The sequence below is a fragment of the Actinophytocola gossypii genome, assembly GCF_025165815.1.
Classification (GTDB): Bacteria; Actinomycetota; Actinomycetes; order Mycobacteriales; family Pseudonocardiaceae; genus Actinophytocola; species Actinophytocola gossypii.
On the sequence record NZ_JAFFZE010000004.1, the window covers coordinates 124,811 to 140,920 of the forward strand.

General features: G+C 73.1%; 10 protein-coding genes and 1 pseudogene. 3 read left to right on the forward strand and 8 right to left on the reverse strand.

Annotation, left to right across the window (positions count from 1 at the left end; translation table 11 throughout):
• Nucleotides 1-4: 4 nt before the first annotated feature.
• The 7 genes and pseudogenes from JT362_RS01950 to JT362_RS01980 all read right to left on the reverse strand — a co-directional run bounded on the left by JT362_RS01950 (nucleotide 5) and on the right by JT362_RS01980 (nucleotide 6,079).
• A complete protein-coding gene (locus JT362_RS01950) occupies nucleotides 5-379 on the reverse strand; it encodes a hypothetical protein (protein WP_260189235.1) in 375 nt (124 codons plus the stop codon).
• On the reverse strand, nucleotides 376-1,329 hold the full coding sequence (locus JT362_RS01955; protein WP_260189236.1) for a hypothetical protein: 954 nt from the start codon (nucleotides 1,327-1,329) through the stop codon (nucleotides 376-378). The genes JT362_RS01950 and JT362_RS01955 overlap by 4 nt, the downstream gene beginning before the upstream one ends.
• Entirely contained in the window at nucleotides 1,326-2,675 is a 1,350-nt protein-coding gene (locus JT362_RS01960; protein ID WP_260189237.1) for a hypothetical protein, read from the reverse strand. The genes JT362_RS01955 and JT362_RS01960 overlap by 4 nt, the downstream gene beginning before the upstream one ends.
• A 52-nt stretch (nucleotides 2,676-2,727) precedes the next feature.
• A pseudogene (locus JT362_RS01965) lies at nucleotides 2,728-3,825 on the reverse strand (aminotransferase class V-fold PLP-dependent enzyme); the annotation flags it as partial.
• Nucleotides 3,826-3,836: 11 nt separating this feature from the next.
• Entirely contained in the window at nucleotides 3,837-4,790 is a 954-nt protein-coding gene (locus tag JT362_RS01970) for a universal stress protein (protein ID WP_260189238.1), read from the reverse strand.
• Between the two features lie 82 nt (nucleotides 4,791-4,872).
• A complete protein-coding gene (locus tag JT362_RS01975) occupies nucleotides 4,873-5,550 on the reverse strand; it encodes a hypothetical protein (RefSeq protein ID WP_260189239.1) in 678 nt (225 codons plus the stop codon).
• Nucleotides 5,551-5,575: 25 nt separating this feature from the next.
• A complete protein-coding gene (locus JT362_RS01980; RefSeq protein ID WP_260189240.1) occupies nucleotides 5,576-6,079 on the reverse strand; it encodes a nuclear transport factor 2 family protein in 504 nt (167 codons plus the stop codon).
• Between the two features lie 217 nt (nucleotides 6,080-6,296).
• On the opposite strand from JT362_RS01980, the gene JT362_RS01985 reads away from it, so the two are divergent.
• Together JT362_RS01985 and xynA are read left to right on the forward strand one after the other, a co-directional pair.
• Entirely contained in the window at nucleotides 6,297-11,768 is a 5,472-nt protein-coding gene (locus JT362_RS01985) for an ATP-binding protein (RefSeq protein WP_260189241.1), read from the forward strand.
• A gap of 183 nt (nucleotides 11,769-11,951) precedes the next feature.
• Nucleotides 11,952-12,635, forward strand: coding sequence for an endo-1,4-beta-xylanase XynA (gene xynA / locus JT362_RS01990; RefSeq protein ID WP_260189242.1), 684 nt, complete (start codon nucleotides 11,952-11,954; stop codon nucleotides 12,633-12,635).
• A 68-nt stretch (nucleotides 12,636-12,703) separates the two neighbouring features.
• Here the strand turns inward: xynA and JT362_RS01995 are convergent, their stop codons facing one another.
• Nucleotides 12,704-13,945, reverse strand: a complete 1,242-nt coding sequence (locus JT362_RS01995; RefSeq protein ID WP_260189243.1) for a glucuronyl esterase domain-containing protein — start codon at nucleotides 13,943-13,945, stop codon at nucleotides 12,704-12,706.
• Nucleotides 13,946-14,180: 235 nt separating this feature from the next.
• On the opposite strand from JT362_RS01995, the gene JT362_RS02000 reads away from it, so the two are divergent.
• Nucleotides 14,181-16,070 (forward strand): calcineurin-like phosphoesterase C-terminal domain-containing protein, encoded by a 1,890-nt coding sequence (locus JT362_RS02000; RefSeq protein ID WP_260189244.1) that lies wholly within the window; start codon nucleotides 14,181-14,183, stop codon nucleotides 16,068-16,070.
• The last annotated feature ends 40 nt before the right edge of the window (nucleotides 16,071-16,110 follow it).

The window sequence follows — 16,110 nt, forward strand, 5'->3', positions numbered from 1 at the left end:
CCGGTCAGGGCTTCTTCGGCAGGCGGGGGCCGGGGCGGCCGAGGCGGGCGTAGGCGTCGGCGACCGAGGTGAGGCCCTGCACGGCGACCTCCTCGGCGTGGGTGAAGTCCGCCTCGGTGCCGGCCCTGGCGAGCAGGGCGCCGGTGGTGAGCCAGCGTTCCCGCGCGGTGCGCAGCAGGGCCGCCGCCTGCTCGTCGTCGACCTGGTCGGGGGTGACGACGGTGTCCTCGACGTAGTGGCCGAGCTGGTGGTAGCGGGACCGCGCGGCCACTTCCTCGTCGTTGCTGCGCAGCGCGCGCCTGCGGCGGCCGGTCAGCACCGGCGTCAGCGCGCCGGCGGCGACCAGCAGGACGGCGAGTGCGATCCAGACCCAGGTCATCGGGCCGCCTCCTCCAGTTCGGTGAGCTCGCGTTCGACCTCGGTCAGATCGGCCGGGGTGCGGGCCGACTCGACCTCGCCCAGCAGCAGAACGTACCGCTCGGCCAGGTCGGCCTGCCTGCGAGCGGCGGCCGCGTCGGGCGGGCGCTCGGGGTGCAGCACGGTGTCGGCCAGGCGGTTGAGGCGGGCGTTGACCTTCTCCGTGCGGGTCCTGGCCTCGGCGGCCCGCGTTCCCTTCCGCCCGGCGAGGCCACCGGCCGCGCGCAGCAGCACGAACAACGCGACAGCGCCGGCGATGATCCCGCCGAGCGCCAGGGCGACCTGCCACGCCTGCAGCGCGTCGGGGGTGGGCGGCGGGGGCACGACCACGCCGCGGCGCGGCACGCCGTTCGGGCTGTCGCGCATCGTGTACTGGTCGAAGGCGTACACGTACTCCTCGACCTCGGCGAACCGGTCGGTGTCGGTGACCCGGAAGTGCGTGCCGAGGTGGACCGCGCCGACCACGCCGGACACGTAGTCCTCCTCCTCGACCGGGTTGTCGGCGTTGACGAACTCCGGGCCGACGCAGTACTCGGCGGCGTAGTCACCGTCGTCGTCGAAGGCGTAGAGGATGACCACGGAGGTGGCGACCAGGTCGGCGATCGCGGCGCACCGCTCCGCGCGCGGGTCGGTCCTGGCGGTCCGGTCGTCGCGGATCTCGCCGGCGAGCAGCACGAGGACGATGGCGCGGTCGCCGATCAGGTCGCGGGCGAGTTCCGCGTCGATGATCCCCGGCGCGCCCGGCTCCTCGTACACCGAGGTGTCGCGCAGTCCGGCCACGACCTTGCTGACCTCGTCGGGCACCGGCTCGGGTGGCTTCGCGGCGCCGAACACCAGGAAGCAGACCGCGACGCCGAGCGCGACCGCGGCGTAGAGCCAGCGCGGGACGCCCAGCCAGCGTTTCGCCCTCATCGGGCCTTCTTCCGGGTGGCACGGCGACGTTTGCCCTTGCGTTCGGTGTCGGCGGGAGGCGCGACGGGTTCCGGTTCGGTCAGCGCCAGGCCCTCCTCGGCGATCCGGCGGACCTCGACCATCGCCGCCGAGGTGTGCGCCTGGTCGTAGAGCAGCCGCGCGCTGGCGTGCCGCTCCGCCGCCGCGGGATCGACCGCGCCGGCGTCGCTGATCGCCGCCATGGCCGACGCGCTCTCCGCGCGCAGCGCCCGTTCCTCGGCGGCGGCCATGGCGGCGGCGCGGGTGCGGTGGCGCAGCATGCCGGCGCCGCCGAGCACGACGGCCGAGCCGACGAGCACCCAGGGGGCCAGCGCGGAGACCGCGCGCTGGACGTCGAAGGGTTGGGGACGTGGTTGGGGTGGCGGCTGCGGGTGGCCCCAGGCGGTTTCGGTGAGCAGCAGGTCCAGCCGCTCGACCGTGCGGGCCAGTACGCGGTTGCCGTTGCCGGCGGCGGTGAGCATGGACAGGTCGGCGTCGCCGTAGACGAACGCCCGGGCGGCGAGCGCCTTGCGCTGGTCGGGGGCGACGATGTCGAGCCAGTCGCCGTGCAGCACCAGCACCACCTCGTCGGGGAACGCCTTGCCGAGCGGGGTGGCGTAGTCGACCACCGGCCGGCCGGGGGCGAGGCCGGGGAACGCGGCGATCCGGACGTTCAGGTCGTGCTCGTCGGCGGCGTCCTCCGCGACCCAGTCCTCGATGGGCTCCTCCCGGCCGGGCGCGTTGTGGATCCGGTCCTTCCGCAACGCCGCGATCAGCTCGGCCACCCGGCCCGGGGGCGCCGGCACCGGGTCGGGGTGGTGGTACTCGACGTTCTCGGCGGCGTCCGGCGAGTACCCGCGGCCGAGGCGGGCGAACACGACCAGGCGTTCGGTGATGACCCGGGTGGCGACCGTGGTGCGCAGCTCGGCCAGGTCGGCGGGCAGCCGGTGGTCGAGTGTGGCCCCGCCGCCGAACATGGTGACGTCCAGGCCGGTGACGAGGACGACGGGGACCTCCCGGTCCAGCGCCCAGTCCAGGATTGGTTCGCGGACCAGCTCGTAGTACCGGCTCTCGTCGTTCTCGTCCCGGTAGAGCTCGTAGTCGACGTAGGGCAGCACGACGAGGCGGCCGTCGGTGCCCAGCTCGGCGCGCACGCGTGCCTCGTCGAAGCGGGCGACGGTCCCGGGTGCGCGGATGATCCGCTCCCCGGCGTTCAGCGCCGTGATGATCGGCTCGACGTCGAGCCTGCCGTCCGGCTGGGCGGCCGCGGTGGCCGGCCCGAGGCCGAGGGCCACGAGCAGGCAGGCGATGGTTCCGGTCACGCGCACGGGCGAAGCATGCCAAACGGCACGGGCGCGGTGATCACGCAGTCCGGGTGTCCCGCCGCAGGTCGGCGAGCGCGGTGCGCACCAGGTCGACGGCGGTGGGGCCGGTCGAGGCGTGCGGGGACAGCCGCACCTGGTCCGGTCGGACGGTGGCCGCGATGTCCACGCGCGCCAGCGCGGCCGCCACGTCCTCGACGGGGTGTCCGGGAAGGCGGAAGGACAGGATGCCGGCCCGCCGGTCGGTCGCGGACACGATCTCGGCGCCGGCCGACCGCAGCACGTCGTCCAGCTCGGCCACCCGGTCGGCGATCCGGCGGGAGACCACGGCCGGCCCGAGCTCCTCGACCAGTTCCAGCGCCCTGGCCAGCGCGCCGGCGTTGACCAGGCTGAGGTTGGTCACCGACCAGGACCGCGCGCCCGGGGCCGGCTCGTGCACCTCGTCGTCGAACACGGCCGGGTCGCGGACGCCGGTCCAGCCGGAGAGCAGCGGGTTCATCCGGTTCAGGGCCCGGTCGGACAACACCGCGAAGCCGGTCCCCCAGCCGGCGCGCAGCCACTTCTGGCCCCCGCACACGAGCACGTCCGCGACCGCCCACGGCTCGTCGACGACCCCGACCCCCTGGATCCCGTCCACCACCAGCAGCCGGTCGCCAACGACCTCGCGCAGCGCGGCGAGGTCCGCCCGGTACCCGGTGCGGAAGTCGACCGCGCTCACCGACACGACGGTGGTGTCCTCGGTCAGCGCGGCGGCGACCGCCTCCGGCGTCATCCGGCCGCGTGGCGGGCGCAGCCGGCGCACGGTCAGCCTGCCCGCCTGCTCGGCCCGCACCCAGGGGTAGGTGTTGGCCGGGAACTCGGCCGCCGACACCAGTACCTCGCCGGCCGGGACGGCGAACGCCGCCTGGAACAGGCCCTGGCTGGTGTGCGGGAGCAACGCCACCCGGTCGTCGGCGGCACCGCACAGCCGGGCCACCGCCCGCCGGGCCCGCAGGTCCTGGGTGGTCAGGTCGTCCACGGTGGACGGTCCGGCGCTCGCCATCCGGCCGAGCAACGCCGCGCTCTCCTCGAGCACCGCCCGCGACGGCGGCCCGACCCGCGCGAAGTCGAGGTACCCGGGCGCCTCGTCGAACTGCTCCCGCCAGACGTCACCCACGCCGAGGAACCCTAGCGAGGGGTCACCACGGCGACGGGGCACGGGGCGTGGTACATCGCCGCGTGGCTGACGGAGCCGAGCAGCGCCCGGTGGACGCGGCCGTGCCCCCGGTCGCCGACGACGAGCAGGCGGGCCCGTTCGGAGCGTTCCACCAGCGCCCGCGCCGGCCGGTCGCCGACAATGTCGGTGCGCACCGGGACGTCCGGGTGCCGCCGTCCGCCGAGGAGCCGATCGGTGACGTCGTCGGTGACCGGTTCCTGGTCGGGTGCGCGGTCCCAGACGCCGGCGGCGGCGAGCACGTCGAGCGGCCGGTCGGACCGCGCGTGCACGGCGTGCAGCGGGCACCGGTGCCGGGCGGCGAAGTCGAACGCGAACTCGACGGCCGCGTCGCTCGCCCCGGTGCCGTCCACGCCGACGACGACGGGCGCGTCGGCCGGCGGCGCGGGGGCCTGCTCGGTCGCGGCCGCGTGGCGGACCACGATCACCGGCCGGTCGGTCTCGTGCACCAGTTCGGCGGCGGTGGAGCCGAGCAGCATGCGCGGCAGCGCGCCAAGGCCGGTCGCACCGAGCACCAGGAGGGCCGCGTCGCGGTCGGCGGCCGTCTCGGCCAGGGCGGTCGCCGGGCGACCGTCCTGGTAGGACGTGGCGACGGTGATCCCGGGGACGCCCGCGCGCAGTTCCTCGCCGAGCGCGCTCAGCCGTTCCTCGGTGTGCTGGCGGACCCGCTCGTCGCTGAGCAGGACCGCCGGGTCCCACGCGGTGACCATCGGGGTGCCCCAGCTGGGCGCGGTGACCGGTCCCCAGCCGTGGGCGACGGTCGCGACCGGCAGCGGCTCGGCCTGCAGGACCAGCAGCGGACAGCGGCGGGTGGCGGCCTCGGCGGCGGCCCACCACACCGCCTCGCGGGCCTGGTCCGAACCGTCGAAGCCGGCGACCACGCCGCCTCGTTCGTCCTGTGCAGCCATCGGCGTTCCTCCGCTCGGGGCCTGCCTACCCACTACGCGACGGAGGAAACCCCGGGTTCACCCCCGGCACGACCCCGGCCGGTCAGGTGAACCGTGCGCGGACGTGCTCCGCACGCGCACGTCGCCGGGCCGCGATGTCCCGTTCCCGCACGCCGGTCTCCGTGAGAACCGCCTTCGTCCGCTGCTCGATGCCGTCGAGCCTGGGTTTCGTCAGCTCGTGGTTGCCCAGTCCCCGGATGGCGTCGAGGCCGACGGACTGGTGAGCCGGGAGCATCCGGTTCACGTCGAGGCCGCACGACCGGACCCGGCGGAGCGCCTTGGCCACGTCCCCGTTCGACTTCGCGCCGATCAGTCTCCGCGCCGTGCTGATCGCGTTGAGCAGCCGCCGGCACGAGCGCCGGAGGTGCTTCTCGCGCCGAAGGCTCGCCGACATCGACCGGTACTCGGCGTCACCCCGTTTCAGTCCCTTGTGGACAACGGCCGTCAGCTTGGCCTCCACCCTGGGTGTCCGTCGCTCGATCCGCTTGACGGCGCGGGAACACCGCCGGAGTTCCCGCCACAGCGGGGCCTTCCGCTCGAAGGTCACCGCGTCGCCGTTCAGCAGCGAGTTGACGAACCTGCTCCGGTCCCGCCTCCGGGGAGTGCCGCCGAGGTCGGCCTCGGCGCGCTCCCGGCGGAGCCGTGCCTCGGCGAGGTCCTCGCGCAGCTCGTTGAGCTGGTCCCGCAGGCGCCGCGCCGCGAGTTCGTACCGCGCCTCCATGTGACCTCCTCGACGGCGTCCCGCGTCACGGGTCGACGAGTGATCCCGCCGGGCGGGGTGGCGAGCCCGGCAGCGGGGTGCTGTCAACGTACCGGACCTCGTACACCCGCTCGACGAACTTCCAGCCGTCCGGACTGCGCCGGTACCGGTCGTGGTAGAGCGCGTGGTTGGCGTGTGAGGCGCCGTCGTGCAAGCGGCCGAACTCGACCACGAACACCCGGCCGGTGGCGGTGTCGCCGTCGATCCGCAGCGCGCCGGGGTGCACGGTCTGCACGAAGAACTCCCAACGCGCCTGGGCCCGCTCGATCCCGGCGCGGATGGTCTCCCGGCCGACGAACTCGATGCCGGCGTGCGGGATCCGCCAGGCTCCGTCCCGGGTGAACAGCGACGCGAAGCGGTCGTAGTCGTGCGTCATGCCGGCGTCGGTGAACTCCGCACGCAGGGCCTCCAGCTCGACGCGGTCGGCCACGGCCTGGAAGTGGTCCACGGGAACGTCCTCCTCGGTGTCGTCTCCTCGGTGTCGTCTCACCGGTACGACGGCGCGGGCCCGCGGACTGTGAGCCGGTACCGGTTCCGGGGCCGGCCGATACAGGGCCGCCCACCTGCCGCGCTGCCGCGAGTTCACCAGAACACGAGCCGATTCTTGTAGGTTTCCACCGTGGCGGTTCTGACGGCCATGTCGAGTACGCTCCGTTCGCACCTGCCCTGGTCAGGTGCGTGCTGATCAAGGAGGAGGGCTTCGTCGCGTGTTCAGTCGTGTCGCCATCGTCAACCGTGGTGAGTCCGCGATGCGGCTCATCCACGCCGTCCGGGAGCTGGCCGCGCAGACCGGGTCACGGATCGAGACCGTCGCGCTGCACACCGATGTCGACCGCACCGCCACCTTCGTGCGCGAGGCCGACATCGCCTACGACCTCGGCCCGGCCTCGGCACGCCCGTACCTCGACCTGAAGGCCCTGGAGCGGGCGCTGGTGGACACCGGCGCCGACGCCGCCTGGGTCGGCTGGGGCTTCGTCGCGGAGGACCCGGCGTTCGCGGAGCTGTGCGAGCGGGTCGGGGTCACGTTCGTCGGGCCGAGCGCCACGGCCATGCGCAAGCTCGGCGACAAGATCGGCGCGAAGCTGATCGCCGAGGAGGTCGGCGTGCCGGTCGCGCCGTGGAGCCGCGGCGCGGTCGAGACCCTGGAGGACGCCACGCGGGCGGCGGCCGAGATCGGCTACCCGCTGATGCTGAAGGCGACCGCCGGCGGCGGCGGGCGCGGTATCCGGGTGATCACCAGCGAGGCCGAACTGGCGGACGCCTACGAGCGGACCAGCCAGGAGGCGGCGCGGGCGTTCGGCAGCGGCGTCGTGTTCCTGGAGCGCCTGGTCACCGGCGCCCGGCACGTCGAGGTCCAGGTGATCGCCGACGGCACCACCGCGTGGGCGCTCGGTGTCCGGGACTGCTCGGTGCAGCGGCGCAACCAGAAGGTCGTCGAGGAGTCCGCGTCGCCGGTGCTCAGCCGCGAGCAGGCGGACGAGCTGAAGGCGTCGGCCGAGCGGCTGGCGGTCGCGGTCGGCTACCGGGGCGCGGCGACCGTCGAGTTCCTCTACCACCCCGGCGACCGGCTGTTCGCGTTCCTGGAGGTCAACACCCGCCTGCAGGTCGAGCACCCGATCACCGAGGCGACCACCGGGTTCGACCTGGTCAAGGCGCAGCTGCACGTGGCGTCCGGCGGCCGGCTCGACGGCGAGCCGCCGGTCGAGCGCGGGCACGCCATCGAGGCCCGGCTCAACGCCGAGGACCCCGACCGGGACTTCGCGCCCTCCCCCGGCCGCATCGCCCGGCTCGACCTGCCGGCCGGGCCGGGCATCCGGGTGGACACCGGGGTCAGCGAGGGCGACACCATCCCCGCCGACTTCGACTCGATGATCGCGAAGATCATCGCTTACGGCCGGGACCGCGACGAAGCGCTCGGCAGGCTGCGCCGGGCGATGGCCCAGACCAGGGTGATCATCGAGGGCGGCGCGACGAACAAGAGCTTCGTGCTCGACCTGCTCGACCAGCCCGAGGTGATCGACGCCAGCGCGGACACCGGCTGGATCGACCGGGTCCGCGCCGAGGGCAGGCTCGTCTCGCACAGACACACGGCGGTCGCGCTGGCCGCGGCCGCCATCGACGCGTACGAGGAGGAGGAACGCGCCGAGCGGCAGCGGCTGCTGTCCACCGCGTTCGGCGGGCGCCCCCAGGTACGGCACGAGAGTGGCCGGCCGCTGGACCTCAAGCTGCGCGGGACCGGCTACCGGGTGCGGGTGGCACGGGTCGGCGCGCACCGGTTCCGCATCGGCGTCGAGGCGGGCGACGTGGTGCGCACCGCCGACGTCGAGCTGGACCGGGTCGACCGGCACACCGGGCAGATCGCGGTCAACGGCGCCAGGTACCGGCTGGTCACCGGCACGCACGGGCCGATCCACCTGGTCGAGGTGGACGGTGTGACGCACCGGGTCAGCCGGGACGAGGGCGGCGTGGTCCGCTCCCCGGCGCCCGCGCTGGTCGTCGCCACCCCGCTGGAGGTGGGCGCCGAGGTCGAGGCGGGCGCGCCGGTGCTGGTGCTGGAGAGCATGAAGATGGAGACGGTGCTGCGGGCGCCGTTCAAGGCACGCCTCAAGGAATGCGTCGTGTCCGTCGGCAGCCAGGTGGAGACCGGCGCGGCGCTGCTGCGGCTGGAGCCGCTCGCCGACGAGACCGACGCCGAGGACGACACCTCGGCCGGGTCGGTCCAGCTGGACCTGCCCGCCGAGCCGGCGGAGGTACCGGCGGTCGAGCGCGTGGCGCGCGGCCAGGAGGACCTGCGCGGCCTGCTGCTCGGCTTCGACGTCGACCCGCACGACGAACGCCGGGCACTCGACGACTACCTCGCCGCGCGCCGCGCCGCCACCGAGGACGGTCAGCGGCCGCTGGCCGAGGAACTCGGGCTGATCGACGTGTTCGCCGACCTCACGGAGCTGAGCCGCAACCGGCCGGCGGGCGAGGACGGCGGCGACAGCCACGTGCACAGCGCGCGGGAGCTGTTCCACACCTACCTGCAGAGCCTCGACGTGGAGCGGGCCGGGCTGCCGGAGGCGTTCCAGGCCAAGCTCGCCACCGCGCTCGGGCACTACGGCGTCACCGAGCTGGACCGCACGCCCGAGCTCGAGGCCGCGGTGTTCCGGATCTTCCTCGCCCAGCAGCGGGCGGCCGCCGACGCGGGGGTCGTCGCGGCGCTGCTGCGCGCCTGGCTGCGGGAGCCGCCGCCGGACGAGGCGCTGCGCGAGCCGGCCGGACTCGCCCTGGAACGGCTGGTGGCCGCGACACAGGTCCGGTTCCCGGTGGTCGCCGACCTGGCGCGCGGCGTGGTGTTCGCCTGGTTCGGCCAGCCGCTGCTTCGCCGCGAACGCGCCCGCGTCTACACCCAGGTCCGCAAACACCTGCGGCACCTGGACGCGCACCCGGACGCACCGGACCGCGCCGAGCGGATCGCCGAGATGGTGCGCAGCACCGAGCCGCTGGTCCGGCTGCTCGGCCAGCGGCTGGTGCGCGGCGGCACGGACAACGCCCGGGACAACTCCGTCATGCTCGAGGTGCTGACCCGCCGGTACTACGGCAACAAGGGCCTCACCGGCGTGCGCACCGCGGAGGTCGCCGGGTGCGTGTTCGTGGTCGCCGAGCGCGCCGGTTCGCGGCTGGTGTCCGCCGCGGTGAGTTTCGACGCGCTGGGCGACGCGCTGCGCGGGCTGGCGGAGCTGGCCGGCGGCGAGGACGCGATCGACGCCGACATCTACCTCGCCTGGGAGCGGCAGCCGGAGGACTTCGACGCGATGGCGGCCGCGCTGCACGAGGTCATCGGCGCCGTGCCGCTGCCGAACCAGGTGCGCAGGCTGACCGCCACCGTCGCGGGCAGCGGCGGCGCGGTCATGCACCACCACTTCACGTTCCGCCCGTCGACGGTCGGGATGACCGAGGAGCGGCTGATCCGCGGCCTGCACCCGTACATCGCGCAGCGGATGCAGCTGGAGCGGCTGGGCAAGTTCGACCTCACCCGGCTGCCGTCGTCGGACGAGGAGATCTACCTGTTCCGGTGCGTGGCGCGGGAGAACCGGTCCGACGAGCGGCTGGTCGCGTTCGCGCAGGTGCGGAACCTGACCGAGCTGCGTGAGCACGACGGCCGGCTGGTCGCGCTGCCCACGGCCGAGGACGCCATCGCCACCTGTCTCGACTCGATCCGCCGGGCGCAGGCCGGCCGGCCGTCGCGGAAACGGTTCAACACCAACCGGATCGTGGTCTACGTGTGGCCGCCGAGCGACATCACCCGCGCGGAGCTGGAGATGATCGCCGACCGCGTGCTGCCGACGACCGCGGGCGCCGGGCTGGAGGAGATGCTGTTCATCGCCCGGCAGCGCGACCGGCGGACCGGGGAGCTGACCAAGGTCGCCGTGCGAATCTCCTTCGACGCCACCGGCGGCACCGAGCTGACCGTCGGCGAGCCGTCCGACGAGCCGGTCGAGCCGCTGGACGACTACCGGCTGAAGGTGCTGCGCGCGAGCAGCCGCAACACGGTGTACCCGTACGAGCTGACCGGTCGGCTCGGTGAGTTCGTCGAGCACGACCTGGACGAGAACCACGCGCTGGTGCCCGTCGACCGGCCGAAGGGCCGCAACACCGCGGCGATCGTCGCCGGTGTGGTGACCACGCCGACGCCGAGGCACCCGCAGGGCGTCACCCGGGTCGTGCTCCTCGGCGACCCGACGAAGTCGCTCGGCGCGCTGTCCGAGCCGGAGTGCCGCCGGGTGATCGCCGCGCTGGACCTGGCCGAGCGGATGAGCGTGCCGCTGGAGTGGTACTCGCTGTCCGCGGGCGCCCGGATCTCCATGGACTCCGGCACCGAGAACATGGACTGGGTGGCCGCGGCGCTCAAGCGGATCGTCGAGTTCACCCAGGACGGCGGCGAGATCAACATCGTGGTCGCCGGCATCAACGTCGGCGCGCAGCCGTACTGGAACGCCGAGGCGACGATGCTCATGCACACCAAGGGTGTGCTGGTGATGACGCCGGACTCGGCGATGGTGCTGACCGGCAAGCAGTCGCTGGACTTCTCCGGCGGAGTGTCGGCCGAGGACAACTTCGGCATCGGCGGCTACGACCGGGTGATGGGCCCGAACGGGCAGGCGCAGTACTGGGCGCCGACGCTGACCGCGGCCCGGGACGTGCTGATGGCGCACTACGACCACACCTACGTCGCGCCGGGCGAGGAGGCGCCCCGGCCGGCGCCGAGCACCGACCCGGCGGACCGCGACATCTCCGACTTCCCGCACGCGACCGGCGACTTCACCACCGTCGGCGAGATCTTCTCCGCCGCGCACAACCCGGACCGCAAGAAGCCGTTCGACATCCGGACCGTGATGCGCGCGCTGGCCGACCAGGACCACCCGGTGCTGGAGCGCTGGGCCGGCATGGCCGACGCGGAGACCGCGGTCGTCCAGGACGTGCACCTCGGCGGGATGCCGGTGTGCCTGCTGGGCATCGAGTCGCGGTCGGTGCCCAGGCGTGGGTTCCCGCCCACCGACGGCCCGGACACCTACACCGCTGGCACGCTGTTCCCCCGGTCGTCGAAGAAGGCGGCGCGGGCGATCAACGCGGCGAGCGGGAACCGGCCGCTGGTGGTGCTGGCGAACCTGTCCGGCTTCGACGGCTCGCCGGAGTCGATGCGCAAGCTGCAGCTGGAGTACGGCGCCGAGATCGGCCGGGCCATCGTGAACTTCCGAGGGCCGATCGTGTTCTGCGTGATCTCGCGGTACCACGGCGGGGCGTTCGTGGTGTTCTCCAAGGCGCTGAACCCGAACATGACCGTGCTCGCGCTGGAGGGCTCGTTCGCCTCGGTGCTCGGCGGCGCCCCGGCGGCGGCGGTGGTGTTCTCCGGTGACGTGGACACCCGCACGGCGGCCGACCCGAGGGTGCGGGACCTGGAGGCGCGGGTCGCGACGGCGGCCGGCACGGACCGGGCGACGCTCGCCGCCGAGCTGGACGAGCTGCGCGCGTCGGTGCGGGCGGAGAAGCTCGGCGAGGTGGCCACGGAGTTCGACCGGGTGCACAGCATCCGGCGCGCGGTCGAGGTCGGCTCGGTCGACGCGGTCGTCAGCGTGGCCGAGCTGCGTCCACGCGTCATCGACGCGATTTCCGGAACTCCTGCCACGGAGGCGTGACCAAAGACGACGAGGTCGGTCCTGTTCCGGTTCGGCAAGAGCCAGGACCAGGACCGACACCCGCATGCTCGCCAACGTATTTCCGGAAGATCACTGAAACTTTTTGACAACTCCACGGAGTCAAACCCATACTCCTCGCGACCGAAAGATGACCGAAGGGTGCGGCCTCGACGAGGAGGAAGCATGACGAAGGGCAAACCCGCCACGAACCCGCTGAGCCGCAGGAGCTTCATCGTCGGTGCCGGGACCGTGGCACTGACCGCGTCCTCGGTGATGCTGCCCGGCATCGCCCACGCCCAGACGATCCGGGACAACCAGACCGGCAACCACAACGGCTACTTCTACTCGTTCTGGACCGACGCCAACGGCACCGTCTCGATGACGCTCGGCGGTGGCGGCAACTACAGCACCTCGTGGCGCAACACCGGGAACTTCGTGTGCGGCAAGGGTTGGAGCAACGGCAGCCGCCGGAACGTGAACTACTCGGGCAGCTTCAACCCCTCCGGCAACGGCTACCTGTGCCTCTACGGCTGGACGTCGAACCCGCTGGTCGAGTACTACATCGTCGACAGCTGGGGCAACTACCGGCCGACCGGTGAGCACCGGGGCACGGTCAGCAGCGACGGCGGCACCTACGACATCTACCGGACGATGCGGTACAACGCCCCGTCGGTCGAGGGCACCAAGACGTTCCCGCAGTTCTGGAGCGTCCGGCAGCAGAAGCGGGTCGGCGGGAACATCAACACCGGCACGCACTTCGACGCGTGGAGCCGGGCCGGGATGGGCCTGGGGAACTTCGCCTACTACATGATCATGGCGACCGAGGGGTACCAGAGCAGCGGGAATTCCAACATCACCGTTCGGTGATCCCGCTGCCGTGAAACGGGCCCGGTGCGGAGATCCCGCGCCGGGCCCGATCCCTGTCCGCGTCGCGGTCAGCCGGTGAGGACCGGGGTCTCCCAGTCCCGCCACTCCCCCAGGTTCCCCGCCTTGCCGCTCGCGATCCGGAACGTGCCCGGCGCGCTGCCGGTGCCGAACAGGAACTTCTGGATGCTCTGCCGCAACGGTCCGCGCCACTCCGACCGGGCGGCGCAGTGGGTGCCGTCCTGGACGTCGGACCAGTAACTGATGTTCTCGCCCGCGCCGAGCGCCTGGTAGACCTCCGCGCCGCCCAGCGCGGCGACGCTGCCCGACCTGGCCGCCAGCCAGTCGATGTGCGGGTTCTCCATCACGAACAGCCCGCGCGGCGCGATCATCCCCACGACCTCGTGCGTGTCCACGGGAAGCGCGGCCGGGTTGTCGGTGTAGGAGCCGAACGCGTCGCCCAGCCACGGCTGCTCGCCGTACGCGCTGCTCAGCGGCTGCGCCCCGGACTCGCCGGGGATGCCGCGGAAGATGGGCAGCCCCGCGCTCCCGGACTCGATCGGCATGGTCAGGTCGATCCGCTGGTCGAACGCACCGGCCACGAACGCGCCCTTGCCGTACCGGGAACACCCGGTGACGCCCATCGCGTCGGCGCGCAGGACGGCGCCGCCCGACTGCTCGACGACGTCGATGATCCGGCTCACGCCCCAACCCCACGCGGCGAGCAGGCCGGTGCCGCTGGTGGAGCCGTAGAGGTCGTAGAACGCGCCCTGCTTGTTGTTCCGGGGCGTGCCCTCGCGGCCGACTGCGAGCGGGTCGTAGCTGATCACGGCGGCGCCCGCGTCCCGGATGGTCGCCGTGTCCGCGCCGAACCCACCCACGACGACCACGGCCGGGAACGGACCGGAACCGCCGGGCAGCTGGACGCCGGCCGAGAAGCCGGCGGTGCGGCCGTTGTGCGACACGTTCACGGTGATGCTGGTGCTCGAGACGGTCCCGGTGACGCTGGTGGGTCTGCCCGGCTTGTCGCCGTAGACGTGGCGCTCGGCGAGCTCCCGGATCTCCGCGCGCCGGCAGGTCCACTCGGACTTCGCGGTGACGCGGGTGCCGTCGAGCTTGGTGAACGGATCGGGAAGCCGCGCGTCGGCGGGGAACGAGCCGGGCAACGTCACCTGGCAGTCGGCGCCGTCGTCCTCACCGGGCCAGGCCGGTGCCGCCGAGGACGACCCCGTCCCGGTGACCGCGAACGCGGTCACGGCCACCACCCCGACGAGCGCCGAACGAATCGTGGAACGGCGCGATCTCCTGATCATCAGGAACTCCTTTCCGAGTATCCGCACCGTGTTCTCCGAAATTTCCGGCATATACCGAGAATTGTAGGGCGACCTGCGCCGAACGGACTTTCGCCGACGGGTTCGGAACTTTCCCGGAACTGGTTCTTCAGTGTTCGCCGACCGGAGGGGGTGTTGTTCAGGTTTGTCCGGAAGGGTCGCTTCGGCCGGCCACGGCGGCCGGCGCCCACTCCCCGACGACCATCGGAGAACAGGCATGTCGAAAACGCGAGAAGGCAGGACCCGCCGCGGCACGCTCGCGGCCGTCGCGGCCCTCGCCGGGGCGGCGGCACTCGTCACCGTCCCCGGCGCGGCGGCGAGCACCACCGCCGCGCCCACGTGGCACCAGAGCTGGAACGAGACCGCCTACCGCGGCCAGGTCGAGGTCGTCCGCACCCCGCGCGGGCCCGCCGACCCCGACGTCCTGACCGGCACCGTCTTCGTCGACCACGACCGGGACAGCGCCAGCGACCGGCGGGAGCGCGGCCTGGCCGGCGTCGAGGTCTCCAACGGCCGCGACGTCGTCACCACCGACCGGCACGGCCGGTACCGGCTTCCCGTGTACGACAACATGACGGTGTTCATCACCCAGCCGGCCGGCTACCAGGTCCCGGTGGACGAGCACAACGTCGCCCAGTTCCACTACAACCACCTGCCGGCCGGCTCGCCCCCGCTGCGCTACGGCGGCATCGCCCCCACCGGGCCGGTGCCCGACGCGGTCAACTTCCCGCTCGTCCGCAGCCGCGACACCGGCTCCCGCGAGCAGCACTGCGTCATCGCCGGTGATCTGCAGACCTACGACCGGACCGAGGTCGAGTACGCCCGCCGCGGCGCCATCCGCGACCTGTCCCGGCGCCACGACTACGAGGGCTGCGGCAGCCTGTTCATCGGCGACGTCGTCGGCGACGACCTGTCGCTGTACCCGGACGTGAAGGGCCTCACGGCGCTCACCAACGGGCCGGCCCGGTTCCTGCCCGGCAACCACGACCTCGACTTCGACGCCGCCACCGCCGAGCACTCCTTCGACACGTTCCGCGCGGAGCTCGCGCCGGCGTACTACTCCTACGACGTCGGCGACGTGCACGTCGTCGCGCTGAACACCGTGCGCTACCCGTGCACCCCGGACGTCGACAACGCCGACGGCCTGCGCCCCGGCTGCGACGACCCGGTGAACGACCCCAGCTACAACGGCCGCCTCGACGAGGACCAGCTGCGGTGGCTGGAGCGCGACCTCGCGAAGGTCGACGACGACAAGCTCGTCCTGGTCGCGAGCCACATCGGCCTGCTGAACTTCGCCGACGAGGGCAGCGCCATCCACCAGGTCGACCAGGTCCGCGAGGTGTACGACCTGCTCGCCGGGCGGAAGGCGGTGGCCGTGTCCGGACACAGCCACTCGATCGAGAACATGCGCACCGGCGACCTGGTCAAGGGCTGGCAGGACCTGTTCGGCGTCGACGGGCTCCCGTTCCCGCACATCACCGCCGGCGCGATCTCCGGCGACTGGTACTCCGGCGAGCTCACCGAGGACGGCTACCCCACCGCCATCGGCCGGGACGGCGGGCGACCCGGCGTGGTCACCCTCGACATCCGGGGCGACGAGTTCCGCGAGCGGTACTCGGTGACCGGCGAGCGCGACCGGGTGCAGACCCAGCTCGGCATCAACAGCCCCACCTACCGCGACTGGTACGTCGAGCGGCAGGCGTGGAACGACGACCGGGAGGGCCCGGCGCCGGAGCTGACCGATCCGCTGGTGGTGGACCGGGCCGACCTAGCCGGTCGGACCTGGCTCACCACGAACTTCTGGATGGGCTCCACCGGCGCCGAGGTCAAGGTCCGCCTCGACCACGACCGCCCCCGCGAGGCGGTGCGCACCCAGCCGATGCGCGGTGAGGACCAGCGCATCGGCCCCGAGTGGTCCGACCCGCACGCGGTGGCCCAGCAGCTCGTGCACGGCGGCAGCCTCGCCGACCGCTCCATGCACCTGTGGCGGTTCGAGCTGCCCGCCGACCTCGCTCCAGGCGGGCACCGCGCGGTGGTCACCGCCACCGACATGCACGGCCGGACGTTCGTCGACGTCCTGCGCTTCCAGGTCGTCGAGCAGCGGTAGAAGGCGTCTCCGGTGCGGTGGTGCGGCAGGATCCTGTCGC

Coding starts and splice junctions, on each gene's coding strand:
- JT362_RS01955 (WP_260189236.1), bottom strand. CDS start 1,329: ATGAGGGCGAAACGCTGGCTGGGCGTCCCGCGCTGGCTCTACGCCGCG.
- JT362_RS01995 (WP_260189243.1), bottom strand. CDS start 13,945: ATGATCAGGAGATCGCGCCGTTCCACGATTCGTTCGGCGCTCGTCGGG.
- JT362_RS01975 (WP_260189239.1), bottom strand. CDS start 5,550: ATGGAGGCGCGGTACGAACTCGCGGCGCGGCGCCTGCGGGACCAGCTC.
- JT362_RS02000 (WP_260189244.1), top strand. CDS start 14,181: ATGTCGAAAACGCGAGAAGGCAGGACCCGCCGCGGCACGCTCGCGGCC.
- JT362_RS01950 (WP_260189235.1), bottom strand. CDS start 379: ATGACCTGGGTCTGGATCGCACTCGCCGTCCTGCTGGTCGCCGCCGGC.
- JT362_RS01970 (WP_260189238.1), bottom strand. CDS start 4,790: ATGGCTGCACAGGACGAACGAGGCGGCGTGGTCGCCGGCTTCGACGGT.
- xynA (WP_260189242.1), top strand. CDS start 11,952: ATGACGAAGGGCAAACCCGCCACGAACCCGCTGAGCCGCAGGAGCTTC.